This is a genomic window from Paenibacillus aceris, assembly GCF_017874035.1.
In the GTDB taxonomy this organism is placed as follows: Bacteria; Bacillota; Bacilli; order Paenibacillales; family NBRC-103111; genus Paenibacillus_E; species Paenibacillus_E aceris.
Genome location: NZ_JAGGKV010000020.1, coordinates 1 through 25,761 on the forward strand (window position 1 = coordinate 1; position 25,761 = coordinate 25,761).

23 protein-coding genes and 1 riboswitch are annotated in these 25,761 nt (G+C 51.1%); of the genes, 4 read left to right on the forward strand and 19 right to left on the reverse strand.

What is annotated here, in order from left to right; genetic code table 11:
* Positions 1–205 precede the first annotated feature (205 nt).
* Both hutH and J2Z65_RS26785 read right to left on the reverse strand, forming a co-directional pair.
* Entirely contained in the window at positions 206–1,777 is a 1,572-nt protein-coding gene (gene hutH / locus J2Z65_RS26780) for a histidine ammonia-lyase (RefSeq protein ID WP_167066063.1), read from the reverse strand.
* Between the two features lie 289 nt (positions 1,778–2,066).
* Positions 2,067–2,918 carry a sugar phosphate isomerase/epimerase family protein gene (locus J2Z65_RS26785; RefSeq protein ID WP_167065753.1) on the reverse strand — a complete coding sequence of 284 codons (852 nt, stop codon included), beginning with the start codon at positions 2,916–2,918 and terminating at the stop codon, positions 2,067–2,069.
* A 157-nt stretch (positions 2,919–3,075) separates the two neighbouring features.
* Between J2Z65_RS26785 and J2Z65_RS26790 the strand changes: the two genes are divergently transcribed.
* Positions 3,076–3,927 carry an AraC family transcriptional regulator gene (locus J2Z65_RS26790; RefSeq protein WP_167065756.1) on the forward strand — a complete coding sequence of 284 codons (852 nt, stop codon included), beginning with the start codon at positions 3,076–3,078 and terminating at the stop codon, positions 3,925–3,927.
* 174 nt (positions 3,928–4,101) lie between these two features.
* Here J2Z65_RS26790 and J2Z65_RS26795 read toward each other — a convergent pair whose 3' ends face one another.
* The 9 genes from J2Z65_RS26795 to J2Z65_RS26835 all read right to left on the reverse strand — a co-directional run bounded on the left by J2Z65_RS26795 (position 4,102) and on the right by J2Z65_RS26835 (position 12,362).
* Entirely contained in the window at positions 4,102–5,217 is a 1,116-nt protein-coding gene (locus J2Z65_RS26795) for an aminopeptidase (RefSeq protein ID WP_167065759.1), read from the reverse strand.
* A 2-nt stretch (positions 5,218–5,219) separates the two neighbouring features.
* Positions 5,220–5,822 carry an ArsR/SmtB family transcription factor gene (locus J2Z65_RS26800; protein WP_167065762.1) on the reverse strand — a complete coding sequence of 201 codons (603 nt, stop codon included), beginning with the start codon at positions 5,820–5,822 and terminating at the stop codon, positions 5,220–5,222.
* 288 nt (positions 5,823–6,110) lie between these two features.
* Positions 6,111–7,898, reverse strand: coding sequence for a phosphomethylpyrimidine synthase ThiC (thiC, locus tag J2Z65_RS26805; RefSeq protein ID WP_167065764.1), 1,788 nt, complete (start codon positions 7,896–7,898; stop codon positions 6,111–6,113).
* 104 nt (positions 7,899–8,002) lie between these two features.
* Positions 8,003–8,656 carry a thiamine phosphate synthase gene (thiE, locus tag J2Z65_RS26810; protein WP_167065767.1) on the reverse strand — a complete coding sequence of 218 codons (654 nt, stop codon included), beginning with the start codon at positions 8,654–8,656 and terminating at the stop codon, positions 8,003–8,005.
* Entirely contained in the window at positions 8,653–9,519 is an 867-nt protein-coding gene (gene thiD / locus J2Z65_RS26815) for a bifunctional hydroxymethylpyrimidine kinase/phosphomethylpyrimidine kinase (protein WP_167065770.1), read from the reverse strand. Before thiD ends, thiE begins: the two co-directional genes overlap by 4 nt.
* Before the next feature lie 66 nt (positions 9,520–9,585).
* Positions 9,586–10,353 carry a thiazole synthase gene (locus J2Z65_RS26820; protein WP_167065773.1) on the reverse strand — a complete coding sequence of 256 codons (768 nt, stop codon included), beginning with the start codon at positions 10,351–10,353 and terminating at the stop codon, positions 9,586–9,588.
* A 6-nt stretch (positions 10,354–10,359) separates the two neighbouring features.
* Positions 10,360–10,563, reverse strand: coding sequence for a sulfur carrier protein ThiS (gene thiS, locus J2Z65_RS26825; RefSeq protein ID WP_167065776.1), 204 nt, complete (start codon positions 10,561–10,563; stop codon positions 10,360–10,362).
* Complete coding sequence (gene thiO, locus J2Z65_RS26830; protein ID WP_167065779.1) at positions 10,547–11,734, reverse strand: glycine oxidase ThiO; 1,188 nt, start codon at positions 11,732–11,734, stop codon at positions 10,547–10,549. Before thiO ends, thiS begins: the two co-directional genes overlap by 17 nt.
* Positions 11,718–12,362 carry a thiamine phosphate synthase gene (locus tag J2Z65_RS26835; protein ID WP_167065782.1) on the reverse strand — a complete coding sequence of 215 codons (645 nt, stop codon included), beginning with the start codon at positions 12,360–12,362 and terminating at the stop codon, positions 11,718–11,720. Before J2Z65_RS26835 ends, thiO begins: the two co-directional genes overlap by 17 nt.
* A gap of 138 nt (positions 12,363–12,500) precedes the next feature.
* A riboswitch (TPP riboswitch) is annotated at positions 12,501–12,599 on the reverse strand.
* A 163-nt stretch (positions 12,600–12,762) separates the two neighbouring features.
* Between J2Z65_RS26835 and J2Z65_RS26840 the strand changes: the two genes are divergently transcribed.
* Complete coding sequence (locus J2Z65_RS26840) at positions 12,763–13,746, forward strand: bile acid:sodium symporter family protein (protein WP_167065785.1); 984 nt, start codon at positions 12,763–12,765, stop codon at positions 13,744–13,746.
* A gap of 94 nt (positions 13,747–13,840) precedes the next feature.
* Positions 13,841–14,110 (forward strand): hypothetical protein, encoded by a 270-nt coding sequence (locus J2Z65_RS26845; RefSeq protein WP_167065804.1) that lies wholly within the window; start codon positions 13,841–13,843, stop codon positions 14,108–14,110.
* Between the two features lie 9 nt (positions 14,111–14,119).
* Here the strand turns inward: J2Z65_RS26845 and J2Z65_RS26850 are convergent, their stop codons facing one another.
* Complete coding sequence (locus tag J2Z65_RS26850) at positions 14,120–15,526, reverse strand: FAD-dependent oxidoreductase (protein WP_167065807.1); 1,407 nt, start codon at positions 15,524–15,526, stop codon at positions 14,120–14,122.
* A gap of 189 nt (positions 15,527–15,715) precedes the next feature.
* Between J2Z65_RS26850 and J2Z65_RS26855 the strand changes: the two genes are divergently transcribed.
* Entirely contained in the window at positions 15,716–16,390 is a 675-nt protein-coding gene (locus J2Z65_RS26855; protein ID WP_167065810.1) for a hypothetical protein, read from the forward strand.
* Between the two features lie 390 nt (positions 16,391–16,780).
* Here the strand turns inward: J2Z65_RS26855 and J2Z65_RS26860 are convergent, their stop codons facing one another.
* From J2Z65_RS26860 to J2Z65_RS26890, 7 genes are all read right to left on the reverse strand, one after another.
* Complete coding sequence (locus tag J2Z65_RS26860) at positions 16,781–17,302, reverse strand: YbjN domain-containing protein (RefSeq protein ID WP_167065813.1); 522 nt, start codon at positions 17,300–17,302, stop codon at positions 16,781–16,783.
* Positions 17,303–17,316: 14 nt separating this feature from the next.
* Positions 17,317–19,227, reverse strand: a complete 1,911-nt coding sequence (locus tag J2Z65_RS26865) for a hypothetical protein (protein WP_193581107.1) — start codon at positions 19,225–19,227, stop codon at positions 17,317–17,319.
* Between the two features lie 88 nt (positions 19,228–19,315).
* Positions 19,316–20,290 (reverse strand): eCIS core domain-containing protein, encoded by a 975-nt coding sequence (locus J2Z65_RS26870; RefSeq protein WP_209856180.1) that lies wholly within the window; start codon positions 20,288–20,290, stop codon positions 19,316–19,318.
* Positions 20,291–20,397: 107 nt separating this feature from the next.
* Complete coding sequence (locus J2Z65_RS26875) at positions 20,398–21,822, reverse strand: PP2C family protein-serine/threonine phosphatase (RefSeq protein ID WP_167065819.1); 1,425 nt, start codon at positions 21,820–21,822, stop codon at positions 20,398–20,400.
* Between the two features lie 51 nt (positions 21,823–21,873).
* Complete coding sequence (locus tag J2Z65_RS26880) at positions 21,874–22,209, reverse strand: STAS domain-containing protein (protein WP_167065822.1); 336 nt, start codon at positions 22,207–22,209, stop codon at positions 21,874–21,876.
* Positions 22,206–22,643 (reverse strand): ATP-binding protein, encoded by a 438-nt coding sequence (locus J2Z65_RS26885; RefSeq protein WP_167065825.1) that lies wholly within the window; start codon positions 22,641–22,643, stop codon positions 22,206–22,208. The genes J2Z65_RS26880 and J2Z65_RS26885 overlap by 4 nt, the downstream gene beginning before the upstream one ends.
* Before the next feature lie 37 nt (positions 22,644–22,680).
* Positions 22,681–25,716: a HEAT repeat domain-containing protein gene (locus J2Z65_RS26890; protein ID WP_167065828.1), complete on the reverse strand. Its 3,036-nt coding sequence runs from the start codon at positions 25,714–25,716 to the stop codon at positions 22,681–22,683.
* Between the last annotated feature and the right edge of the window lie 45 nt (positions 25,717–25,761).

Genomic DNA, 25,761 nt, shown 5'->3' on the forward strand with positions numbered 1-25,761 from the left:
GGAGGAAACGAGCGGAAACAAACGCAAATTAACGTAATTCTAAGGTTACTGTTTCTTACACTGGTAACTCTCCGGAATTAGGGGGTCAAACCGTTGTTGGCAAAATAGCGCCCTGTAGTTCCCCTACCTCCCCGCAGGCTGGCGCAATAGCATGACATATGAGGTAAGTTTCGTCTCACTCCAAGCCCCAAAATAAAATTCATCACTAAAATAATGAACCGGCAACAGCCTCTACCGCCTGCAGCCACTCGCCGTCCAGCAAGGCGGAAGCTACTTCCTCAATCTCGCGCGATGTTGAGCGATCCTGGATCACGGGTGGAACGGCAGCCCGCAATTTGTCATACAGTGCCCGGGTCGCCGGAGCAAGACCTTCCGCCCCGATAAATTCGGCAGCTTCAGCTGCACAGATGAGCTCGATGGCCAGCACTTTCGACACGTTCTCAATCACTTGAGCCGCATGGCGCGCTGCTGTCGTCCCCATCGACACATGGTCCTCTTGATTCGCCGAGGAAGGGATCGAGTCTACGCTCGACGGATGGGCAAGCACTTTATTTTCCGAAACCAGCGATGCGCTGACATACTGCGTAATCATCATGCCGGAGCCAACTCCAGGATTATGGCTCAGGAAAGCGGGCAATCCGCCGGACAACGCCGGATTCACCAGCCTCTCCGTCCTGCGCTCCGAGATGTTCGCAAGCTCGCTCATGCCGATTTTCAGAAAATCCATCGCAAACGCCATCGGCTGACCATGGAAATTACCACCGGAAATCACAAGCCCCTCATCTACGAATAACAGGGGATTATCTGTCGCTGAATTAATCTCTATGGCGATCTTATCCGCCGCATAACCAAGAACTTGGCGTGTCGCTCCATGAACCTGCGGCAAGCAGCGCAAGGAATAAGCGTCCTGCACACGAAGTTCACCCTGGCGCGTCGTCAGCTTGCTGCCCTGCAGAAGTGTGCGCAGGTTGCTCGCCACCCCAATCTGCTCCGGATAAGGGCGCACGCGCTGCACCTCATCGGCAAAAGCATCCGGGATGCCTCGCAAGCATTCCACGGTCATTGCCGCAATAACATCGGCGATCCGTGCAAGGCGTTCCGCTTGGACGAACGTCAGCGTACCAATGGAGGTCATGATCTGCGTGCCGTTGATTAAGGCAAGCCCTTCTTTGGCTTGAAGCGTAATCGGCTTCAGCCCTGCTTTGGCAAGTGCTAAGGCGCCCGGCAGGTGCTGCCCTTGATACATCGCCTCGCCCTCGCCCATCAGCACGAGTGCCAAATGAGACAGTGGCGCCAAGTCTCCGCTTGCGCCAAGCGAGCCCTGCTCCGGCACAATCGGATGTACGCCGCTATTGATGCAGTCAATCAGCAATTGCAGCGTTTCCAGCCGAATGCCGGAGTGCCCTTTGGCCAGCGCATTCGCTCGCAGCAGCATCAGCGCCCGCACCGTTCTCTCCGGCAGCGGTTTGCCCACCGCGCAGGCATGGCTGCGAATCAGATTGAGCTGCAGCTGTACAGCGTCCTGCGGGGAAATGCGCACATCGCTGAACTTCCCGAAGCCTGTCGTGACGCCATAAACCACTTGCCCTGTTGCGACCAGTTCCTCCACCATAGCGCGGCACTTCACTACTCGCTTCATGGCTTCATCCTCCAGCACCACCTGCATTCCCTCGCAAGCAACCGCCGCTACCAGAGCCGGCGTTAATTGCTCGCCATCTAATTTCACCGGCTTCATATCTCCACCGTCATCTTGTTGTTGCTTTTCTTTATATACCATTGCCATGTCTATTCAGACTCCTTTCTCGCTTTAACAAAAGAAAGGGACCGTACGGAAGATGTTCTCTTCCATACGGTCCCTTTTTAAAAAAGAGGGTTCTATGCGATTGTCCGGTATCATGCTCCAGCCGATGCCTCATCGCGATCACTCACTTTTTAGATTGTTTTGTTATACCTTCTCTCATTGTCACATGCGGGTTCGCAAACTGTCAATATGGCTTATTGCCCAATTGCGTTCATGCGCAAAAAAGCCCCACCCGCCGAAGCGAGTGAGGCTGCAATCTATTAACTTAAGCCAACCATTCTTTTACTTTGGAAGCAAAATTGTTCAACATTTCCTGCGAGCCGTATTGGCCGCTGAAATCCTCGATACCAAGGTAACCGTCGTAACCGACAGCTTTCAAATCTGCAAGCAGATGCTTCCAGTTCACGATACCCGCGTCAATCGGTGCCCACTCGCTTTTCCAAAGCTTAATGCCGTCTTGCGTTTCACCAGATGGTACCCATTGCGCATTTTTCACATGTACGTGAGCAAGATAAGGTCCTAACAATTCAAGACCCATGCGGTAGTTCTCGAAGCCTTCATGAACCATGTTGCCTGCATCATGCAGAACGCCGATGTGGTCTGGATTGAACTGGGAAACCAGGCGATGAGACAGCCCCGCGCTCGGTGTAATCGTATTATGGTGGATTTCAGCCAAAGCTTTGATACCATACTGTTGGGAAAACTCTTGCACATGGTGCAAATAATCAGTAGCTTTTGCAAACAAATCGTTATAGTTTACGCTTTTATCATAATTAGGAACGCCGCAACGGATGAAAGAGGCTCCTACTTTTTTCGCTGCTTTAAAAACATGCTCTGTCTCTTCCACATCGCAGTTATTTAAATAAGGAGTAACACTTAAATTCACTAGATTATTGTTAACAGCGATAAGTCGGAAACGTTCCAATTCTTCATCGGAAGCACTCGGATCCATCGTGCAAAGGTTGTTTCTCCAGAAAGACGGCTTCTCGTTTGCCACTTCCGCAGGAGTATCTTTAAAACGCCATTCAATCCCTTCAATACCGGCTGCTGAAGCTGCTTTAGCCAGTTCCTCAGGGGTTAAGTCAGGTGTTGCTACCGTAAAAATAGACAATTTCATATTGAATCCTCCTTAGAGTATCGATCATCATTGTGAAGTCAAAGAGCTTGTTTATTTATCTCTTCTTTATTTTGCAGTATAATAAAAACGTATTCATTGCATTAATTGGGCAAAAGTTTGCTAATATTGACTCCAGTTTAATAGAGGAGAACCTCGCATGCAGGATCTATACCAAAATCTTCATCACATGATCAATTTCCGGCATACTTTGACGAATGAGCCGCGTCCGATGGATTTTCATCAGCATCAGGATCAATATGAAATCTATTTTTTCCTAACCGGAGACGTTCACTATTTCATCGAAAAGCAGGTATATCACTTACAGTACGGCGACCTGTTGATCATGCACAGCAACGAGCTTCATCGGCCTAATTTTCAATCCAAAAAACAACGTTATGAAAACTGCGTGATCCATTTTAATCCTGCGCTGCTAGAGAACTTAAACTCTTCGCAGTTTGACTTGCTGCACTGCTTCAATAACCGCAAGTTCGGCGAACAAAACCGGATGCGTCTGAATCCGCAGCAAATTGACGACATCATGAAAATATACGAGCGCATGGAACTGTACACGCGACCTCAGGCATTGCCGGGATCTGATATTTTGTTTGTGGCTGCTTTTACCGAGCTGCTTGTGTTTATTAACCGGATATTCCTAAATCAGGGCAAACAGGAAGAGCAGGTCATGATCCCTGATAAACTGTCCTCCCTCTTTACGTATATTGACGAAAATCTGGATCAGGATCTATCGCTTGAAGTGTTGGAGCATGTTGTTTTTATGAATCGCTCCTATCTTTGCCGATTATTCAAAAAACATACGGGCAGCACCATTCACGAGCATATTTTATTTAAGCGCATTAACAAAGCGAAGCAGCTGCTCCGAGAGGGCTCTACCGTCACAGATACGTGCCAGTTGGCCGGCTTCAACGATTATTCCAACTTCATCCGCACCTTCAAAAAAGCGGTCGGCCTTCCCCCTCGCCAATACCAGGCGCAGCAGCGGCGGGTTTGATTGTTAGCCCCAGTTAATCACTGGGGCTGTTAGTTTGTGCTGTTTGAGCCCGCGCACGATCAATTCACCCACCCCCGCCACCACTTTTCGCATCAATTGGTTCCCCAAACAAGCAAACAAAAAAGCCCCCCAACCCTGCAATCATGCAGGATCTAGAGGACCTCTACTCACCTATTACTTCAAATTCTCCGGGTTCAGCTGCAAAAGCTCAGGCAGAACGAAAAGACCGTCCTTCCGAATCAGCACATCGTCAAACCAAATTTCGCCGCCGCCGTATTCCGGACGTTGGATGTTCACGATATCCCAGTGCAGCGACGACTTGTTGCCATTGTAAGCATCGTCGTAGCAGTTGCCTGGCGTGAAATGGAAGCTGCCGTCGATTTTCTCATCGAACAGCGTATCTTTCATCGGATGTTGGATGTACGGATTCACGCCGATAGCGAATTCTCCCACATAGCGGGCGCCTTCATCCATATCGAAAATCTCATTGATTCGATCCGTATCGTTAGCCGTCGCTTTAATGATTTTACCATTTTCAAACTCAAGCACGATGTTTTCGAAAATAAAGCCGTCATGCGGCGTCGGTGTATTGAAGGAAATGATCCCGTTCACCGAATCACGCACCGGCGCGGAGTAAACCTCGCCATCCGGAATGTTCAGCTCGCCGTCGCATTTTACGCCGCCAATGCCTTTGATCGAGAACGTCAGATCCGTTCCAGGACCGACCAAACGCACTTTATCCGTGCGATCCATCAGTTCTTTCAATGCATCCATCGCTTTCGACATTTTGCCGTAATCCATCGTACATACATTGAAGTAGAACTCTTCGAATGCATCCGTGCTCATGCTCGCAAGCTGCGCCATTGAAGATGTCGGGTAACGCAGAACGACCCATCTCGTATCTTTCACACGAACATCAAAATGAACTTGTTGATAATAAATAGAGTTATACAGCTTCATCCGGTCCGCCGGAATATCTGACAGCTCGTAAATATTAGCTCCGCCGCGCACACCTATGTAACCTTGCATTTGTTTCATTTGGAAAGCGTCCGCAGCCGCCCATGTCTGCATTTGAGCTTCTGTCCCGTTCATCACAAGCTGGCGGATCACCGCATGATCTCGCAAATTGACGTAAGGATTAGCGCCTGCTGCGTGAACTTTTTTCACTATTTCTTTAACAAGAGCGTTATCAATGCCGTAAGCTTCGATCAAAATATTTTCTCCAGGCTGTGCTTTAACGGAATAATTCACAAGCACATCTGCCAGTTTAGTCAGTCTTGGATCTAGCATCTTTATCTCTCCTCTTCTTCATCCACCGCAAAAGATGGTTCGTTGATTTGAAACCCGACCGTCGTTAAATAGAACCATTCACCGTACTCCTCTTGCTGAGCATCCAGCTCAAAGATCAACGCGCGGAACTTTGTCAGCCACTCCGCAAATTTCTCTTTGCTCATCTTCACTTCCAACTGAGTGGACATCCGATGCCATAGCGCTCGGTCCGAAGAAGGAATTTGGAACGCTTCCTCCGGTGCGGCAATCGCCCGAAGCCTCGCACGTGCGAGAACATTAAGCGTCGTTTCACGGTAGTAGTTCTCTACTTCGGAAACATAGGGGAGCAGCGCTTCGCTAGGCACAAAGCCACGCGCGACGGCGCGGTAAAATTTTTGTACGATACCGTTTTTGAGTTCTGTTCGCACAACTGAAATCAAACTATGCTTTTCCAGCTCATTCAAATGATAATGTACCTTTGCACGCGCCATTCCTAACAGTTTAGCCAATTGTTGGCCGGTGTACGCTTTTTCGATAAGATAAAGCAGCACCTTGGCGCGCAGTGGATCACTTATCGTTTTTAATTGTTCTAACTCTTCAATAATATAAACCGGTTGCAGCTTCATCTGGATTCGACCTCCCTCTAATGTACCAATTTTGCCGTGTAAACAAGCGTTTCTTGGTCAACTCTTAATCTCTCACGAGATTAATTAAACGACGGTCAAATCTTTTTAACCGTATCATAATGCGAAAAGGAAATCATGTCAATTGCCGTTTCTGCAATGTTCATGGATCATCCTCCTCACTTACATAATTCAACGCGTTAACGAGTTCCCGTAGTTAAGCTTTATTCTCTATGGTAGCAAAAAGGGACGTTTCTGTCACCAAGAAAGGTGGAAACGTCCCATAAATATTTAACTGTAGATCCGGCTTCCCGCTTCACGGAATTCTTTGGACTTTTCCTGCATCCCGCTGCTCACAGCGGCCTCATCATCTAGCCCCTGAGCATGTGCATATTGACGGATATCCTGCGTAATTCGCATGGAGCAGAACTTCGGTCCGCACATGGAGCAAAAGTGTGCTGTTTTCGCGCCTTCTGCCGGCAGCGTCTCATCGTGATACTCGATCGCGCGTTCCGGATCAAGCGATAGATTGAATTGGTCGCGCCAGCGGAACTCAAAGCGCGCCTTCGACAGCGCATTGTCGCGAATTTGCGCGCCCGGATGCCCTTTAGCGAGATCGGCGGCATGCGCAGCGATCTTGTACGTGACGACTCCGACACGGACGTCCTCCTTGTTCGGGAGGCCGAGATGCTCCTTCGGCGTCACATAGCACAGCATCGCCGTGCCGAACCAGCCGATCATCGCCGCGCCAATGGCGGAGGTGATGTGGTCGTAGCCCGGCGCAATGTCCGTCGTCAGCGGCCCCAGCGTGTAGAACGGCGCTTCATCGCATACTTCCAGCTGACGGTCCATGTTTTCCTTGATCATGTGCATCGGCACGTGACCCGGCCCTTCAATCATCACTTGGACGTCATGGCGCCAAGCGATTTTGGTCAATTCGCCGAGCGTCTCCAATTCGGCGAATTGCGCCTCGTCGTTCGCATCGGCGATCGACCCAGGGCGCAGCCCGTCGCCGAGGGAGAAGGCGACATCGTAGGTTTTCATGATTTCGCAAATTTCTTCAAAATGCGTATAAAGGAAGTTCTCCTTGTGATGCGCCAAGCACCAAGCGGCCATAATCGATCCACCGCGGGAAACGATGCCCGTGACGCGTTTAGCGGTCATTGGAATATAGCGGAGCAGCACGCCGGCATGAATCGTGAAATAGCTAACCCCTTGTTCTGCTTGCTCAATCAGTGTATCCCGATATACTTCCCAAGAGAGGTCCTCGGCTTTACCGTTCACCTTTTCAAGCGCTTGATACAGAGGCACCGTACCAACCGGAACCGGCGAATTGCGAATGATCCATTCTCGCGTTGTATGTATGTTTTTGCCCGTCGATAAGTCCATGATCGTATCTGCGCCCCAACGGGTAGCCCACGTCATTTTTTCAACCTCTTCCTCAATGGAAGAAGCGACAGCGGAATTTCCGATGTTGGCATTGATTTTCACCAGGAAGTTACGACCGATGATCATGGGCTCGCTTTCCGGATGATTAATATTAGAAGGAATAATAGCTCTGCCTAGGGCGACTTCTTTCCGCACAAACTCGCTATCTAGATTCTCGCGAATCGCAATGTACTCCATTTCGGGTGTTACGATGCCTTTACGGGCATAGTGCATCTGCGTTACGTTACAGCCCGGTTTAGCGCGAAGCGGTCTTCGATTTAATGCTGGGAATACTTCCGCTGCCCCTCTTGCATCCGGTGAGGAAAGTCCGTTATCCTCCGGCTTTACTTCGCGTCCTTCATACGCTTCAACGTCCCCGCGCTCCTCAATCCATGACAGCCGATTGGCTGGCAGTCCTTGCCGGATATCCGTTTGCTTCTCAGTATCTGTATAAATGCCGCTGGTGTCATACACATGTATGGGCTCGTTCGCTACTTCTTCCCCCTGAATATTCGTGGAAGTTCCGAGGGAGATTTCCCTCACCGGCACCTGAATATCCGCTCTGGAGCCTTGCACGTACACCTTTTTGCTACCTGGAAAAGTAGATACTTGAACGTCTTTCACTGGACTTACGTTATTGCTTGTTGTCATGTTATTTCCCTCCTTTTTTTAGTTGAAGTACATTAATTTCGGCATGCTTAAAAAGCGGGCTAGCGCAGCATTGATCCAATGCGGTCTAGCCCAGCCAAAATAAACTAGCTCCGCATCGATAACATACGGACTAACTCAGCCGCTGCTTCGCGCGGTGAGCGCGCCCCGGCGATCGCGCTCACAACCGCAACGCCATCCGCACCAGCGCGGATGACGGGCGCGGCATTCCCGGCATCGATACCGCCGATGCCGACCAAAGGCAGCCGGATGCCGCCTTCGCGCATCCGGGCAATCATGGCGGGCCCCCCGACCTCACGCGCATCAAGCTTCGTGCGCGTGGCGTATTGGGGGCCTACGCCCAGGTAGTCGGCGCCTTCGGCCAGCGCCGACTGCGCCTCTGCCAGATCGTGGGCCGACACGCCCACGATCATATGCTTCAGCCGCTGCCGCACGGCGGCGGCTGGGGCGTCCTCTTGGCCGATGTGAATGCCATCGGCCTCCAGCTCTAGAGCGAGCCTTTCATCGTCGTTGACGATGAAAGGGATCGCATGCTGCGCGCACAAGCGGCGCAGCCGTGCGCCCAGCTCGAGCAGCGCCTGCCCCTGCAGGGCGCCGGCGCCTTTCTCGCGGAGCTGAAACATCGTGATGCCGCCGGCAATCGCCGCCTCCAGCACCGCATAAGGGTCAACCCCGCCGCAGTTCGGGGTGCCCATCACCAAATACAAGCGCAGCGCTTTGCGCAATTGCTCGCTATTCATCGCGTCCCTCCGGCATAGGCATCATTGTTCACGATGATTACGTCGGATGACGCCGCGCCCGCCCTGACTCCCCGTTGGTACGCCCAATGGTTCGTGGGACCATGGCCGCTTCCAATGTACAGCGGTTCAGCGATGGCAGCATGAATGAAATTTTTGGCCAGGCGTAAAGCTTCATTAGCAGACAATCCCTGAGCAAGTCCCGACGCAATAGCCGCAGCAAACGTGCATCCGGTACCATGCGTGTGCGGTGTATGTAAACGGCGGGAAGAGAACTCCGTGAACGTCTTCCCGTCATAAAGCAGGTCCGTTGCGTAAACCGTATCCGCTTCATGGCCTCCTTTGATCATCACATGCTGGCAGCCGTACTCGTGGATTCGTTTCGCAGCTTGCTGACGCGACGCGCTATCCGTGATGACGATCCCGCTAAGCGCTTCCGCTTCGGGGATGTTCGGCGTGACTACATCAGCCAGCGGCAGTAGATGGTGGAGCATGGCATCAATCGCTTCTTGCTGAAGCAAGGATGCGCCGCCCTTAGCGATCATCACGGGATCGACGACGATCCGTTCCCAGTTGTAGCTCCGAATAGCTGCGGCTACGATTTGGATAATTTCGGAGGAGAACAACATTCCCGTTTTGAGCGCATCCGGACGCAAATCCGCCCCGATGGAGGCGAGCTGCTGTTCCACGGCCTGAGCGCTCATCGGAAATACACCTTGAACGCCAAGCGTGTTCTGAGCAGTTACGGCTGTAATTACCGACATCCCGTAAACGCCCAACTCTTGGAACGTCTTCAGATCGGCCTGAATCCCCGCTCCCCCTCCGCTATCCGAACCCGCAATCGTCAGCGCTTTATTAATTGACATCTCGCTCTCTCCCCCTTTCGATAGTAAGAACATGTATGGACCCAGACTAACGGACTCAGGCACATCTTAAACCCGACTAAAGCCCTCCATCGGGCTGCTCGCCGAAGCATAACGCTTCTTCGGAATTCGGCCTGCCTCGAAGCCGGCACGTCCCGCCTCGATGGCGAGCTTCATGGCGTGAGCCATTTTGACCGGATCCTTGGCGCCCGAAACCGCTGTGTTCAGCAATACACCGTCCGCCCCCATCTCCATCGCCAGCGCAGCGTCCGAAGGAGCGCCAATGCCGGCATCGACGATGACTGGCACCGTTGCCTGCTCAATGATGAAGCTCAGATTGAGCGGATTGATAATGCCCTGCCCTGTGCCAATCGGTGATGCTCCCGGCATAATGGCATGCACCCCGAGCGCTTGCAGACGTTTAGCCAAAAGCACATCATCCGACGTATACGGCAGTACAATGAAGCCCTCTTCCAACAGCATTTCTGATGCTTTTAATGTTTCAACCGGGTCAGGCAGCAGGGTCATCTCATCTCCGATGACTTCCACTTTAATCATGTCGCAAAGCCCGGATGCCTTTGCTAATTTGGCAATGCGCACCGCTTCTTCCGCTGTTTTGGCACCTGCCGTGTTCGGCAGCAGCGTGAAATTCGACACGTCCAGCATAGATAAGAAATTCGGCTGGCTTGCCTCAAAAATGTTCATCCGCCGCACCGCAAACGTTAAAATCTGCGATTCGCTCACATCAACAGCCTGCTTCTGAATTTCAAAATTCGGGAATTTACCTGTGCCTAGCAATAATCTTGAGCGAAACTCGTATGGACCGATTTTTAACATGGTTAATTATCCCCCTCCAACAAAATGAACAATCTCGATTTTATGTCCTTCAGACAGCTCCGTTTTCACGTGGTCATCTTTTTGTAAAATGTTTTGATTATGCTCGACGACGAGCATCTTCTCCTGCAGCTCAAAATGCGCGAGCAGATCTTCAATCGTCCGGATCGTATCCGGAACATCGACGCTTTGGCCGTTAATGTGCAGCTTCAATGCTGTGCAGCTCCTCTCCTTTTAGTCGCCCGCTTTCCGCCCGCTTAGACGCTCCCGACAGATCGGGGCTAAAAGAATCCAAATCCGGCTGCAAGCTGCCCGCGTCCTCGCCCGACACTAGCTGAGCGATCACCTTACCCGTGATCGGGCTGAGCAAAATCCCATTGCGATAATGACCACAGGCCGCAAATAATCCCTCAAACAACGGCACTTTACCGATGTATGGCATTCCGTCGGGCGTCTGCGGTCGCAGCCCAGACCAAGTTTTCTCCCATTCCGCTTCGCCGATGGCAGGCATCAATTGCTTCGCCCTGGCCATCAGATCTGTGAGTCCGGCCAGCGACACCTTGCGGTCGTAGCTGTTCGGCACGACCGTCGCGCCGACGAGCAGCCGGCCTCCCGCTTTGGGGACGATATAGCACCCCGGCGTGAACAGGGTCTTCTGCAGTTCCCGCTTCTCTGTGAGAACCGAGAAGCATTCTCCCTTCACGGGATAAACCGGCAGGTCGATCCCGCTGCCAGCCATGAGTTGGCCGCTCCATGTTCCCGCCGCTACAACCACGCGGTCGCTGTACAGCGGTCCCTCGCTCGTCATCACGCCGATGATGCGGTTGCGCTCCGTCAGCAGCCCCTGCACTTGGGCGAATTCCTGCAGCTTCGCCCCCAGCACCCGCGCTGCCTGCGCAAACGCCGCCGCCAGCATCGGCGCCTCGACCTGCCCATCCTCGGGCAGGTACAAAGCTCCGCGCGTTGCTTCGCTCAGCGCGGGTTCGAGCTCTGCGGCTGCAGCTGCGCTCAGCCATTCCGCTCTTTCGCCCGCTGCGCGTTGGAGCTTCTCTCTCGCGCGCAGCTCCTGTTCTTGAGCGTCGCTGAGCGCGACGTTCAGCAGCCCCTCACGGACGAGACCGATGTCGATGCCCGTGAGGCTTTTCAGTTCCTCGCTCAGCTCGGGGAACATCGCCCTGCTTTGCCGCGCCCATTGGAACAGCGGCCCTGTGTCCTCCATCTCGGACTGCGCTCCGAGCATGCCGGCTGCGGCAGCCGAGGCCTCCGTCCCAAGCCTGCTGCGCTCCAGCAGCGTGACGGACTGGCCTCGCTTTGCCAAGTGATAGGCGATAGAGGCGCCTATCACGCCTCCGCCAATGATGATAACGTCACTCGTATGCTTCATATCTCACACCTCTGGTTTCTTCTAGCTGCAATTCACGGATATAAGCTTTTACCGTTTCCACAGGGTCTGCCGCCTCCCAAATGCCGCTCATGACCGCTATGCCGGAAGCTCCCGCTTCCAGAACGGACCTTACTTTCTCAGGTGTCATGCCGCCGATTGCGATCACAGGAATCGTGACCTGATCTGCCACTCTCCGTAGTTGTGCAAGACCCCTCGGCGGTGCGCCAGCCTTCGAATTCGTTGCAAAAATATGGCCAAACAGCACGTAATCCGCCCCCTCCCGCTCACGCTTTACGGCTTCCTCTACGCTATGTACGGATACTCCCGTACGATGCACGCCTTGGTAGCTCTCCCTTATTATTGAGAGCACCGGAGAGCTTTCCGGGAGGTGCAAACCACCTAACCCGGAAGCAGCAGCCATCCAAGGAAAGCCGTTAATGCAAAGGCTTTGCGCAGGTACCCCTTGTTCCAGCAAATACTGTACGCCTAAAAAAATTTCATCCATTGGCTTCGTTTTTTCCCGAATATGTATGGCCGTGACGTAGGGGTAAATCCGGTTCGCAATTTCCGCCAGATCTTTCCATGCCAGCTTGCCATTCGATATGACATGCAGTTCCTTCCCGGACATTTGAAGTCCGCCTCCTTACCTTGATCCGTTGTATCGTTACGCATGGCAACACTCAGCGCCAAGACGCAAAAAAACCACTTTTCCAAAGAAAAGTGGTTGTAGGTTCCCCGCATCATAAACATGCATAAATGAGGCGCCAAAGTCCGGTTTCCACTTTCCTCCGCTGGTATGACCCAGTTCAGGTTCAAAGGGTTCAGATTGCTCTGTCTCAGCCTTTCGGCGCCCCTAGGGATACATTCGTATTCATTTGTTAATTATCATAGCACGGTATCCAGCGGTTGGAAACAGAAAATTTTCCACCCCATCTTATCCTAGTCACCCGGCCATATTGCTCTTATAATAGGGAGAATGCAAACCTCGGCCCATATTATCTAATCTCAGGAAGGATGAACACCTCCAGATGCTGCCTCAATTGAACCGTCAATTAGAAAAAATTTTACCGCTCATCACACCTATCAGCGTACTCATCGGTGTTTTGCTCGGCAGTCATTTATCCGGCTTTTCCTTTTTATCGCCTTGGCTGTTTGCCTTTATGACCTTTTCAGGCAGCATTAGCTCCAGCTTCAAAGAATTTGTCAAAGTTGTCGTTCAGCCACTCCCGTTCATCGCTACGCTGCTGATTTTACATGTTGGCATGCCGCTGGTTGCACTTGGGCTCGGGCACGCTGTTTATCGTCATGAACCGTTAACGATCACGGGCCTCATTCTTGCTGCAGCCATTCCAACCGGGATAACCAGTTTCGTGTGGGTCGCCATTTATCGCGGAAATATCGTGCTCACGCTCTCGATTATTCTCATGGACACTGTTCTTTCGCCCTTTGTTGTCCCATACACCCTATCTGCGTTGGTCGGAACGAAAGTGCAAATGGATTCCCTTGCCATGATGAAAGGTCTGTTCTTCATGATTGTCGTGCCCTCATTACTCGGCATGCTGCTCAATCAATGGACACAAGGCAAAATTAAGGAGCAATGGAGCGGCCGTCTAGGTCCTTTTTCGAAAATATGTATGGGCATCGTTGTCGCTATCAACAGCTCTGTGATCGCCCCATACTTACGTGATATTAATGCCAAGCTGCTTGGTTTGGCTGGTTTTGTATTAGCCCTTGCTTCGCTAGGCTACATCCTGGGGTGGGTCGTCGCGAAGCTGATGAAGTGGGAACAAGATGTGGTTGTAGCCCTTACTTTTAACAGCGGCATGCGGAATATTAGCGCCGGCGCCGTGCTCGCTGTGGCGTACTTCCCGCCTCCGGTGGCGATTCCTGTTGTGCTGGGGATGCTGTTCCAACAGTCACTAGCGTCCTTATTTGGATTTCTTTTGAACAGAAAATACGCACTGAAAAGCGATACGCCTAATCTAACTGTGAATCGTGCCAAACACGTTTAATCTGGGAGCTGCCTGAGCAGCTTCTTTTTTTCAAATATGGGAGTTAAAGGAACTTTTCGCTTGTACTCCAGTCTAATATTATGGAGGTGAGCGCATGCCATTGCTTAAAGACAGTAATAATTTCCGGGAAATACAGGATATACACCGTCAAATTTGGGATAGCCTTCAAGATCACGATGAAACTTATGCGAAATCCGTTCTACATCAATGTTTACAATCACTTGATAACAAACCTGCTTCCTTTCTAACAATACTAAGCGGTTATCTCAAAAGTCCTCTGATCTGGTTTTCTGTTTTAACAGGAATATTGATTGTCCCCCTTCTCGGCTACTTATTACTTTGGATATTAGTGCTTGCAGAGTAGTCCTATTCACTAAGGAAGCAATAGTTTACCTAAATTAAGCTGCTGTATTTGATCTTCAGTCAAATCTCTCGTCTTATTCTTAGCGGTTACACCATTCAGTGTAATTCCATACTTATTCTTTAAATATGCATGGATATCTTGCATCTCATTTTGTGTTAATTTACTTAAATCCCGCTCTCTTTTTAAGTTCCCGAGTAGTATCCCTATGACTTCAGCAGCTAGAGAGGTGTTGGCTTGAATGCGCGCACTGCCATAGGCGACAGCAGAGGCGCCTACGTTTTTACCTGCTAGAATGACATTTGAAAACCCTTTGGGAATAAAGGACCGTAATGGCATGCCATATTTGTCCGGGTCTCCGCTATGTTGACCCCAAGTGTGACTTGCTGTTCCCTGAAGATCAATGGGGTATCCTCCGATACTTACGTTATCCCAGAACATTTTCCCTCCCATAAGGTCCGATGCCTGCAAAACATACTCCGTTTGAAACCGATTATAGTCACGAATGTATAAGTAATCCGGATAGCCATTAATTTCAGCGTTTTCCCAGCCAACCAATTGTTCACGAAGATGTGGCAAGATACGAATCGTTTCCGCCTTTCCTCTCTCTAATGCCGCACGTATGCTTTCCTTGTCGGGGGGGAATGCCGCACCGACATTTCCAAAGCCCCACGTAAATTTATCTGTAACCGTAGTCGTTGAACCATATTTATCTTCTATTTCTTTTTTGGTTAACCGATTCGTTTCCCTCTGGAACTTCTCCCAATCAACACGGCGAAATTTCATCATGATCGAAGATGCCATGTACTCTTGTGCTCCGCCAAATACAGTTTCAATACCTGGCATACGTTCCAGTTCAAGGCCATCTACTAAAGCATTGAAATCCGTATTTTCTACCCAATAGTTAGCACTGATGGTCTTTTCATATCCATCTTTTGTCCGGTAGGTTATCGACTTAATTTGCTGAGTGGCTGTAACTGCATCCTTTACCCTATTCATGCTAGTAATTGAAATGCCAGATTCCAGTGGTATCCCCTTTATCAGTGAGTTGAAATACTGTTCAAATTCATTCGCTTTTCTTATCTCACCTTTTTTATAGCGATTAAAAAGCTCTTTTACTCTTCCTTGAAGCAAGGAATGATTTTGATCATCGAACGGTTCATCCAGAAACTGCATCTGTCCTTGGATGAGCTGTCCTCCTGGTTTTTCTCTGGGATCTAGAATAGTCACCGCTAACCCTTCATCTACAGCAGCCCTAGCCAGATAAATTCCTTCTAATTCCGATCCTATCACAACGACATGTGTCTGGCTGGAATTGTCCTTTTCTTTTTCCGCTTGAATTTTCTCTTTATCACAAGCCGCTAAAAATAATAGACAAGTAACAAGTAAACCGAATTCTAAGACCTGTTTTTTTCTCATTCCTTCCTCCCATTACAAATTATGGATAATCAATTAATTGACGATGTCCCCGTTTTAAAGTTCAATCTCGTTTCACTCAGCCATTTTTAAGCTAACTTTTATCTCGGTTTCAGCTTCCCTTCTCTTTTTCTTCATAATTGCGTCGTACAATGAGGTGGAAGTTCAAGGATAGGAGTGATACATAGACATATGAAAATGAAACAAATAGCCGGCTTATGCGTCCTTATTCCTGCTTTGCTCAGCGGTTGCGGAAATCAAACCTCTTCCCAACCTGCAGCGGCAAGCACGGCGCAGCCACAAGCGCAGAACGCACAAGCGACAGCAGATGCTAAGCAAGGTCAGAATCGTCCAGCCATGAGTCAGGCACAAAGACAACTGTTCAGTACATTCCAGACGCTTCTCATGATGGACAAGGCTGAAGGACTTGCAATCACTAAGGAGCAGGCTCAAGTCATGCTGCCTGTTGCCCAGGATATCGAGACCAAAGCTGAGCTCAGTGACGAGAACAAGACCAAGCTGCTCGAAAAACTGACAGACGCGCAAAAGAAATTTATCGATGACTCGGCAGCAAAAATGGCCGATCGTGCTAACGGCGGCGGGAATGGCGGAGGAGGTAACGGCGGAAATTTTGGCGGGCAAAAAGGCGCGAAACCGAACGCCTCACCTTCAGCCTCAGCTTCACCAGATGCAGCTGGTACTAGCGGCACGGACGCCGGGAAACAGCCTAACGCCAATGGAGGAGCAGCCCGCGGAGGCAACGCAGACGGCAAAAATGGCGGCACAGGCGGCAACCGTCCTGCTGGCGGGCAGATGAGAGATCCGGGCAAGCAGCTCGTGGAGCTGTTGCAGGAGAGAGTAAAATAAAGCAGCAGTGCTGCTTTAGAGGAACTACAGGCCACTATTTATCCAAACGGCGGCCTTTTGACAGGAATGTGGGAACTATGGTCCGCTATTTCGCCAGTTTGGGTTGAATGTGCGGTCCAAGGGGCAAATAAGGCCCTGTAGTTCCGCTTAAAAAAGGAAATGCGTCGATTTCCCACAAATAGCGGACACTAGTTCCCTTAAGGGCTGGTGCGTACCAAGGAGAAACGACTTCGTCGTCCTTTTAGGACGAGCGCGTTTATCAAGGTAGATGCGAAGCAAAAGTATAAAACTTATACTTTCTTATCTACTGAAAAAGGGCTTCCCATTCGTAGGTTTATCTACGTTTGAGACAGCCCTTTTCGGCGTTTGTACATTTACCTTTTACCTAAGCTAGCCTCGCAATGCCTGAACAACCTGCTCTGCACTGGCTTCACCGCTGGCCACCAGCTCCACATGCTCGGCAAACATATCGCACATATAAACGAATAAGCTCAAAATCTCCAATACTTCCTCGCTATTAAAAGAACGCGCAGCTGAAATGCTGTAAACATATCGGTAATGCAGCTCGTTATGCTCATTGATGCCAAAATGGCCGATAGGCAATCGCGTATTGATCTCTAGCAAAACAGAGGCAACCTCATCGCGTTTTCCTTCTTCGAGGTGAAATGGAAGTGTACTGTAAATTTGCAGCAGCTGGATAGAAGTGATCTCCTCGTCGTTCAAAGGCAAAAAGCTAAAATGCAGAAAGCGTTCCCGCTCTTTTTTATCCTCCTGAAAACCAGCCATCAGCACATGAAGCGGAATCGCTTCTGATTTTTCCAACAAATTCGTGGCAAGGCCTGTCTCATCCAAAATATCTTTCAAAAGCCCTAACTGCGCCAAATGGCGCGCGTGTACAAGGTCTGGCAGCATGTATCTTCACCCTTCTATTCTCTTTGTCCCATTGCTTCAATTAGTTTGCTTCTTAGTTTATCCCGATCATCTTTAAACTTCTCAAGAGCAGGCAAACTTACACCCGCTGCTTCGACATAGCTTTTTACTTGAGAGTACCGTGCAAGAACGGCTGGATCTGGCGTTGCCGGCGCTGGTACGGCTGCGGTTGGTGCCGCTGCGCTTGGCGTTGCCGGTGCTGGTGCGGCTGTTGTTGGCGCGGTTGCCGCTGCAGGGGCCGGTGCGGCTGTTGTCGGTGCCATCGCGGTTGCTGCCGGAACTGGTGCTGGTGCCGCTGGCGCTGGTGCTGGTGCAACTGTTGGCGTCGCTGCTGCCGGTGTTAACCCAGGAAGACTCTGGATCATATGGATAATCAGATCCGCATCCTTTGCACGTCGTTCCTGTTTCTTCTCGGTTGATTTATCCGCATTGAAGACCGCCTTCGTTATTCCCCAAGCTCCGGCTTTCGCAGCTCGGTCACGTCCAGCTTGTTTCAACGATCGGACGACAGGCATCGCAGCACCGACGCCAGAGGCAACGATTTTGAGCGGTGTGCCGACCTGAGCACCTACACCTGTCAGCGTAGCGATGTCTCCTGCGATTTTGGTTAACTCGATACCAATTTGCAGACCTCCGCGGTTCGTGCGCTTCACGTTAATATTTTTCATTTCTTTGGCGAGTTCATACTGCGCAATTTCTTCGAGTTCCGTCTCTGCTTGTGCGTCGCCCTGCGCTTTTCTGGCTTCGAGCACCTGCTTATGAATCTTCAGCTTCTCTTTGTCCACGCCGGCATTCCGGAACCATCTTTTAGCCGTTACAAAAGATTTCCCCGCATTCTTGCCCTTAAAGTCACGTTTCAGCGCAGTCATCGCCGAGCGGTTTAAACCTGCTTTGATGACGTCAACCGTTTTGATGGCAATTTTTACACCGCTCACGGCGATGCTGACACCCGGAATAACGCTAGTCAAACTTGCTGTGCTTGTCTCCATAATTTCCATAATGCCTTTGGCGACTTTGAGCCCTGATTGGGCAGCCTGAATCGCATTGCTTATCACATCGATGACACCTTTGGCTGTTTCGCCCTTATCGAGCCCGCCATTCTCCGAATGCTTGCTATACATATCATAGATGGATTTAACAGCCATAATGGTGCTTTTCACAGCAGAAATCGCTTCTGCTACAGTACCGGTGTAATCACTTACTGACGAGGAAGCGCCGACACCGTCGGTATTACCGGTGGATTTGGCAGCTTTATCGACCAAGCCGGCGGAGCCGCTGACCATTTTACCGCTGGATTCGATCATGGATGAACCAGTGGCTGCATAGTTCCAACGTTTATTATGGTCGGTACGGTCACCGTCCTCAGAGATGGAGAGGGTCTCTCTAATCGCGCTCAAAATTTGAAAAGGACCGCCGATCAAATCCGCTGTGGCGGCAACCGCGCCATGCGATGCCGATTGCTGCGCCAGACTGGCATCTTTGGTCGTGTCGTAGGCATCTTTGAAATCGTCTGACTTATTGCCGAAGCTTTCACTAAAAGCGGAAATGATACCTGCCCCGGTATCGGCCCCCTCTTTGAGCGAGTCAGACGCTGGTGCTGCAGTCGGGGCCACCACAGGCACTGGCGCAGCCTGTGCTGGTGCTGTCTGCGACGGGGCCGCTGTCGGCACTGGCACCGTAGACGGTGGGGCGACCGCCTGCTGCTGTGGATTCCGTTGAATCATTTGAATCGCGTAAGTTTGGGTCGCGCGATTCCCGGCAGTTCGCTGCATCTGCATAAAGAAGTCTCTAGCCAGAGGAGACGTCTGAGGCGAAGCCATACCGCTTGTCTTTACTTTTTGTGATTGCGCAGCCTTCTGTTGTGAAAGACCTGCTGATTTGGATTGGTGCTGGTTACCTTGTGCCATCAGACGTGACTCCTTTATGCAATTTGTTCCTGTATGCGAAAAAGCAACAGGTGACTTGAGGTTACCTGCTGCCCATAATCGGGTACGCCTATTTGCCGCCTCGCTGTTGAATGACATGCGTTAATTCGTGCCCGAGCAGCTCCTGCCCTTGACGAGAATCCGGGTTATATCGGCCTTCACGGAAAAAGATATCATTCCCTGTCGCAAAGGCTTCCGCACCTAGGGAAGCGTTAAGCTTCGACGACTCTGAATCATTATGGATATTTACTTGACTGAAATCCGCTTTAAAAGCTGACTCCATCTTTGCTTGAATTTGAGCGTCCATTTTGGACCCGCTGCCTTGCTTGGATTTAATCTGCGATTCAATCGACGCCCCTGCCTCAAACGCTCCGTCGTCGGACGCCTTCATCTGCAGCTCTTCCTCTTCAGACTCTCCACCCTCGCTTCGCTGTATCGTCTCCGATGAAGGCTTCATCTGCAGCTCTTCCTCCTCAGACTCTCCACCCTCGCTTCGCTGTATCGTCTCCGATGAAGGCTTCATCTGCAGCTCTTCCTCCTCAGACTCTCCGCCCTCGCTTCGCTGTATCGTCTCCGATGAAGGCTTCATCTGCAGCTCTTCCTCCTCAGACTCTCCGCCCTCGCTTCGCTGTATCGTCTCCGACAAAGGCTTCATCTGCAGCTCTTCCTCCTCAGACTCTCCGCCCTCACTTCGTTGTATCGTCTCCGATGAAGGCTTCATCTGCAGCTCTTCCTCTTCAGACTCTCCGCCCTCGCTTCGCTGAACATCAGCAGCTGATGCCCCGCTATTTTCAGAAGCTGCAATATGATCCGCTACTTCTGCTCCGACTCGGTCCGCCTCTTGTTCATAGGCATCTCCAGCGGGTCCAACTGTCAGCTTCGTCTGTACCGACAGCATGCTGCCTACCGCTTTGTTGCCAATGGTCCGCTGTATATTCATAAGATCTGCTCCAGCAGACTGTTCGTGGGCATTGCTCTTGGTGCGATGGTGTTGATGCAGGGAAGTATCTGGCTGCCTGTTGATACGCGATTGGTGCATTGGCATATGAACCCTCCTAGAATGGTAGTACTGAGCAAAAATGCCGTCTATTGACGGATTGCGCCCCATCATTTTCCGTGTCTGAGCGCACGATGTCATCTAATTTCACTATATCATACCTGTGTATCTTTGAGGTTACATTTGAATGGTTTTCGATCTACAATAAGTACGGCAATATCGTCTGATTGGATAGCTCCGTCAGCGAATCGGTCTACGTCCCGGGCGATGTGATCCAGCATTTGCATTTGCTGAGCGGACAGCTCCTTTTTCAACAACTCGTGAAGGCGCAGGAAACCGTACTGCTCCTGCTGCCGATTCTCTGCTTCCGTAATGCCGTCCGTAAACAAAATAATACGGTCACCCAAACCAAGATTTACTTCATTATCGGAGTAAAGCATGTCATCCATGACGCCAAGCGGAAGTCCCTTTCTCCCCTTCAACTGTTCCACGTCCCCGCTCTCACGCACTACATATGGAGGACAATGGCCGCCGTCACTGTACAGCAGCTTCCCCGTGCCTACTTCGAGCACACCGCAGAAAATCGTCGCAAACATCGTCGAATCGTCTTTATACAGCTCCTGATTCACGGCGGTAAGCAGCTCTCCGGGCGACATCCCAGGCGACATTTTACCTTTGAGCAAGGTCATCGTAACGGCCATGAATAGCGCCGCAGGAATCCCTTTATCCGAAACATCCCCTAAAACAAAGAACAGCTTGTCTTCACCGATGCGAAAATAATCATAGAAATCCCCGCCTACTTCGCGAGCCGGACGTATATACGCCTGTGTCTCAGCAGCAGCTGCAATCCCATCGGTATCACTGTAACCCGCTGCCGAAGCGCTGGTCATCTGCAAGCCATGACGTGGCAGGAAGCCCATTTGAATGTCTGTTGCGATGCGCAGCTCACTTTCCATCCGCTCCTTGGCAGCCGTCGTTTTCTCCAGCGCATCGTAGAGCATGGCATTTTCCAAGGACGCAGCGATCGGAGAGGCAATAGACTCCAGCAGCTGTAAATCACGGTCGGTGAAATGCGCGAAATCCCGCTTGTTCAGCACCTGCAGGACGCCAATGATCTTACCTTTGCTTGCGAGCGGCACGCAAAGCATGCTGCGCGTTGGATACTCGACTCGCTTGGCAACCTTGGACGACCAGCGCTCGTCCTGCGCCGCATCGTCAATTTTGACCGATCGGCCGGTCTGTGCGACCCAGCCAGCGATGCCTTCGCCAATTTTGAGGCGAATTTCGCGGACTTCATCGCCTTTCTCGCCGAGCGCAAGGTCAAAAAACAGCTCGCCCTTTTCCTCATCGACCAAAATAACGGAAGACGCTTCCGCATTCATGATGCGCGAAGAGGTCTCCATGATTTTGATCAACAAATCCTGCTTCTGAATCGTCGAATTCACTTCCAAGCTGACATCGAACAGCTGCATCGTCCGCTGAAGCTCCAGCTCAGCCGTTTTGCGCCTTCGCTCGCTGAGCTGCCATACGATACCGATCACCAAACAGACAAGAAGAAGAACACCTGCGACGATATTCATCAAGTACGCCTCCTCAACTCTTCACCCTTCCTCAAAGTCCCGTTCGCAGCGTTAAGAAATGGCATGGATCGCATCCGCTTCCTTCTCATAGATCGAAAAAATCGAACTAAACCCCGACATATCAAACACTTCTTTGACATGCTCGTTCATGCGCGCGAGCGCCAGCTTGCCTTGAATGACCTTGATCATTTTGGCTGCGGAAAGCAAGCTTCTAAGTCCTGCGGAGCTGACATAATCAAGTCCTTGCAGATCAAAAACAAACTTGCCCTTCCCCTGCTCGACCAGCTTCGCGAAAGCCGCTTCCAAGCTAGCGGATGTATTTGCATCCAGTCTGCCGTTCAAGCTTAGCAGTACGATATCACCCTGAATTTGCTCATGGATATTCATGAGATTCCCTCCTCTTGAATCCGCCTTTTGGTCATCATCAGCACATTTTCTTCATTTAAACGCTCATAGCGGATATCATCCATCACTTGTTTCACGAAGTGAATGCCCAGACCGCCGATTCCACGCTCGTCCACGCTAAGATCAACGCGCGGGCTTGCCCTCAACAGCGGATTAAAGGGAATTCCGCGATCTGTCATACAAAGCTCCCAGCCATCCGCCGAAGCCCCGATATCAATGCGGATGGCATGCAGGCCGCGCTCGTCCGGGGGATATCCGTAGAGAATGATATTTGTTGCAAGCTCGTCGCAGACCAGATTCAGTTGGAATAACGTTTGTTCATCCATGTCCATCGATTGTGACAAGCCTTTTAAGAATGCCCCAAGCCGCTCCAGCTCCTTCAGATCGTTGCTTAACACGATGGTCTCTAATGACACGGCATTCCCACCCTCTCTGCTCGTACACCTATCCAGCTTAAGCCATTTTCAGTAGCATGTTTTCCAACAAACGGACGCGAGCACTCGAGGCATGCAGCAGCCCGATGCCGATCTCCGGGTACAGTCTCACTAGGCGGGAAAGGCTTTCTCCTTGCAGCACAAGCACACGCACTTCATCGAATATGGCCTGTGCTGTAATCGAGGAAGGCGATCCGTCTAAAGCGGTCGTTTCTCCCAACGCCTGCTTAGGTCCAAGAACGCCGATTGTTCCCGTCTCGCCGACACCGGTCTCATTGCTTAACTCAACATTGCCCTCGATGATTAAATACATCGCTGAATTACTTTGCCCGCGACGCAGCAAATACGTCAGGTCTTCGTGTACTTCTTCCGTTGCAATGCCGGCGATTAAGCCTAGTTCGTCCACCGACAGATCAGCGAATAAGGAAACCTGCTTCAGGAAAATAACTTTATCGAGCATGGTCAAAAACTTGCGTTCTTCTCTCATTTCATCACGCTCCAATGAACTTCGTGCGTAAACGGCAATCTCTTTCAGCCAATCGTCTGACCACGCTGCAGCCTCTTGCAAAAGTACGAGCGGCTCCGTTACCGCCGTTTCGCTGCGGGACGTCCCTTGCTTCAACAGCTCCAGCAGCGCTGAAGCTAACTTGCGGTCGCCGAGCCCCTCAGCAAGCACTTCAAGCGCATTATCGCGAACTTCTTCGCTCTCGTCCTTGGTAGCTTCACGGAGTGTCGCGACAACCCGTTCGTCGACGAACTTGGCCATGACGGCCCAGGCGCCGCCGACCAGCGCATTGTGCAGCTCTGCGCACCGCTGGTTTGCCAGCTCGGCTAGCCCGTCCATGCCTAGCTGCAGCAGTGCCGCCGGCAACGCCCGTTCATGCGTAGAAGCAAGCATACGGCTTACACAGCGATCAACGAGTTGTGTTCTTATTTCATTTTCATCCAACAGTTCTGCAAGGGCAGTAACCGCTGCGTTCCAAATAAAAGGATTCGCATGATTCACGCTGCCCGACAGGGCTGGCAGAGCTTTATCGCCCATATCTACCAAAGCTTGAAGAATCGCTTTGCGCAGCTCTTGATCCGCTAGCGGCACCATGCTCAAGAGAACCGGAATCGCCTCAACTTGGCAAAGCTTACCGAGACACGCTGCAGCGGCAACTTTGACCGCTGGCCGGTGATCATCGAGCAGCGTCAGCACCCAAGCGGAATACGAGCTCAGCTTCAGATCCGCTACGGTATGGCAGCCATATACCGCCCATTCCCCGCCGTTATCCAGCATTTTGATAATCGCCTCGTCACAGGCCTGATAGCTCTCTTCACTTTCGAGCGCGTAAAGCGCCTTAACCCCTTCATGCACAACTTTCGGGTGGTTATCCAGCAGCTTGACGCGAATAAAAAAGTGCGACTGGCTTCGCAGATGCGTGGCCCTTGAAATGAGTTTAACGCTTTCTGCGCGCACCTCCGGATCCTCATCCTCCAGGAACGATGCGACCTGTACGAGATCCTGAATCGTAGCGCTTTGAAGATTCATCGCCCGCAGCACGGCAATGCGGATTCGTGAGCTCTCTTCTCCGATCATCCCGATCAAGTGCGGCAGGAACGCGGAGTCCTTCGCTTTGCCGATCACTTCGAGCGCCAGCTCCCGCACATAATCGTTCGGATGCTTCAAGTAGTCAAGCATGGCGGATAGCGCTTTGGAACTGCGGATACCCCCGATAAAGGACTCCGCTATGTCCGATAGATCGGCACGCAGTGATTGTACGCTTTTGACCAGCTCACGGATGTACAAATGTCTTCCGTACCATGCGACAATGACGAGGATCGCAGCTAGACCCACGCCTAGCCAAGCCAGAGGCGACAGCTGAATCAGACCGAAAGAGTGAAGCAGCGACAGCAAGGAGCCGATTAAAATACCGCCGGAGGCAGCTACGCCCTGAGCAAAATAACGATAGCCATCCCGTTTTGAGATCGGCATCATTTTGAAAAAGAGCTGATAACACGGCTCCGCTATGTAATAAAGCAAAATATAAAAAACGGCATAGGAACCCGAAACCATCGCCAATCCAATCGACTGATTGATAAATAACGCGGTAAGCCAGAAGCCGCCGAAAAATAAGATCGTAATCGCCAGCAGCATATTGCTTGCGCCTAGCCAGTTCATTAAGCGTGTAGACACCGTTTGCAGCAACAAACAGAATGTAAATTGAATAGCCGTAATTAAACCGTAAAAAGAGGTTAAATCCCCCTCCTGCGGAAACCTAGCTTCCGTCGCAGTAAAGTACTGGTACTCGATCATAAAATACACGGCCGGCATCAGCGTCATTAACGCAATAGCGCACAGCAAGAACGGGCTGCGCAGCATCTGCTTCGCGTAGTAGCCCGCAGGCAGCTGATCTTCTCCCTCAGCGTTGCCCGGTCCGTTCTGATTTTTCAGTCGCAGATCTTCTTTTAACGTTAGCGGAGCCAAATAACGCGCCAGCGCCTTACGAAAAAAGATGAAGCCGAACACCATCAGCACAGGAGCAAGCGCGTAAACAGCTTCCGTACCGAGCAGCTTGCCGATTTGGTGAGCGATTAAACCGGCGGTAATCCCCCCTGTTGTCGTTGAAGCGATGAACACCGGCATTAGTCTTTTGGCTTGCTGAGTAGGACATAAATCAAATGCCGTGCTCCATAAGAGCAGCGTCAGCTGCCTTACAACAAAGTTCGAGGAAAGGAACAGAATGGGATAATAGTAGCGGAAATCAACGCCGCCCAGCTTGAAGCCCAGCAGCACCGCACCGTTCAACACCAGTAAGCCGATCATGATCAGATAGAGCGTCGTCATCATTTTAGCCTTCGGCATTCGGTTGGCGAGCTTCGCCAGCAGCCAGCCCTCCAGAGGCATGATGGCCGCTTCGACAATATAGATATAGGGCAAATACTGCACGCCGAATCTTTGGTTAAAAAGAGCCATGAACGCTGTATAGTTCAAAGACTCGGCAATCCCGCTAAAATAAAAGATCGGCAGCATCATCCACAACTTTCGGATATCCTCCGAACGCAGTCCCATCCATCTCGTTAAGCTTCCTTGCATATCATCAGGTCCAATCTATCG

Bases quoted from the DNA above. Each gene is read 5' to 3' on its own strand.
- hutH (WP_167066063.1), bottom strand. From the start codon at position 1,777: ATGGTATATAAAGAAAAGCAACAACAAGATGACGGTGGAGATATGAAG.
- J2Z65_RS26785 (WP_167065753.1), bottom strand. From the start codon at position 2,918: ATGAAATTGTCTATTTTTACGGTAGCAACACCTGACTTAACCCCTGAG.
- J2Z65_RS26790 (WP_167065756.1), top strand. From the start codon at position 3,076: ATGCAGGATCTATACCAAAATCTTCATCACATGATCAATTTCCGGCAT.
- J2Z65_RS26795 (WP_167065759.1), bottom strand. From the start codon at position 5,217: ATGCTAGATCCAAGACTGACTAAACTGGCAGATGTGCTTGTGAATTAT.
- J2Z65_RS26800 (WP_167065762.1), bottom strand. From the start codon at position 5,822: ATGAAGCTGCAACCGGTTTATATTATTGAAGAGTTAGAACAATTAAAA.
- thiC (WP_167065764.1), bottom strand. From the start codon at position 7,898: ATGACAACAAGCAATAACGTAAGTCCAGTGAAAGACGTTCAAGTATCT.
- thiE (WP_167065767.1), bottom strand. From the start codon at position 8,656: ATGAATAGCGAGCAATTGCGCAAAGCGCTGCGCTTGTATTTGGTGATG.
- thiD (WP_167065770.1), bottom strand. From the start codon at position 9,519: ATGTCAATTAATAAAGCGCTGACGATTGCGGGTTCGGATAGCGGAGGG.
- J2Z65_RS26820 (WP_167065773.1), bottom strand. From the start codon at position 10,353: ATGTTAAAAATCGGTCCATACGAGTTTCGCTCAAGATTATTGCTAGGC.
- thiO (WP_167065779.1), bottom strand. From the start codon at position 11,734: ATGAAGCATACGAGTGACGTTATCATCATTGGCGGAGGCGTGATAGGC.
- J2Z65_RS26835 (WP_167065782.1), bottom strand. From the start codon at position 12,362: ATGTCCGGGAAGGAACTGCATGTCATATCGAATGGCAAGCTGGCATGG.
- J2Z65_RS26840 (WP_167065785.1), top strand. From the start codon at position 12,763: ATGCTGCCTCAATTGAACCGTCAATTAGAAAAAATTTTACCGCTCATC.
- J2Z65_RS26845 (WP_167065804.1), top strand. From the start codon at position 13,841: ATGCCATTGCTTAAAGACAGTAATAATTTCCGGGAAATACAGGATATA.
- J2Z65_RS26850 (WP_167065807.1), bottom strand. From the start codon at position 15,526: ATGAGAAAAAAACAGGTCTTAGAATTCGGTTTACTTGTTACTTGTCTA.
- J2Z65_RS26855 (WP_167065810.1), top strand. From the start codon at position 15,716: ATGAAAATGAAACAAATAGCCGGCTTATGCGTCCTTATTCCTGCTTTG.
- J2Z65_RS26860 (WP_167065813.1), bottom strand. From the start codon at position 17,302: ATGCTGCCAGACCTTGTACACGCGCGCCATTTGGCGCAGTTAGGGCTT.
- J2Z65_RS26865 (WP_193581107.1), bottom strand. From the start codon at position 19,227: ATGGCACAAGGTAACCAGCACCAATCCAAATCAGCAGGTCTTTCACAA.
- J2Z65_RS26870 (WP_209856180.1), bottom strand. From the start codon at position 20,290: ATGCCAATGCACCAATCGCGTATCAACAGGCAGCCAGATACTTCCCTG.
- J2Z65_RS26875 (WP_167065819.1), bottom strand. From the start codon at position 21,822: ATGAATATCGTCGCAGGTGTTCTTCTTCTTGTCTGTTTGGTGATCGGT.
- J2Z65_RS26880 (WP_167065822.1), bottom strand. From the start codon at position 22,209: ATGAATATCCATGAGCAAATTCAGGGTGATATCGTACTGCTAAGCTTG.
- J2Z65_RS26890 (WP_167065828.1), bottom strand. From the start codon at position 25,716: ATGGGACTGCGTTCGGAGGATATCCGAAAGTTGTGGATGATGCTGCCG.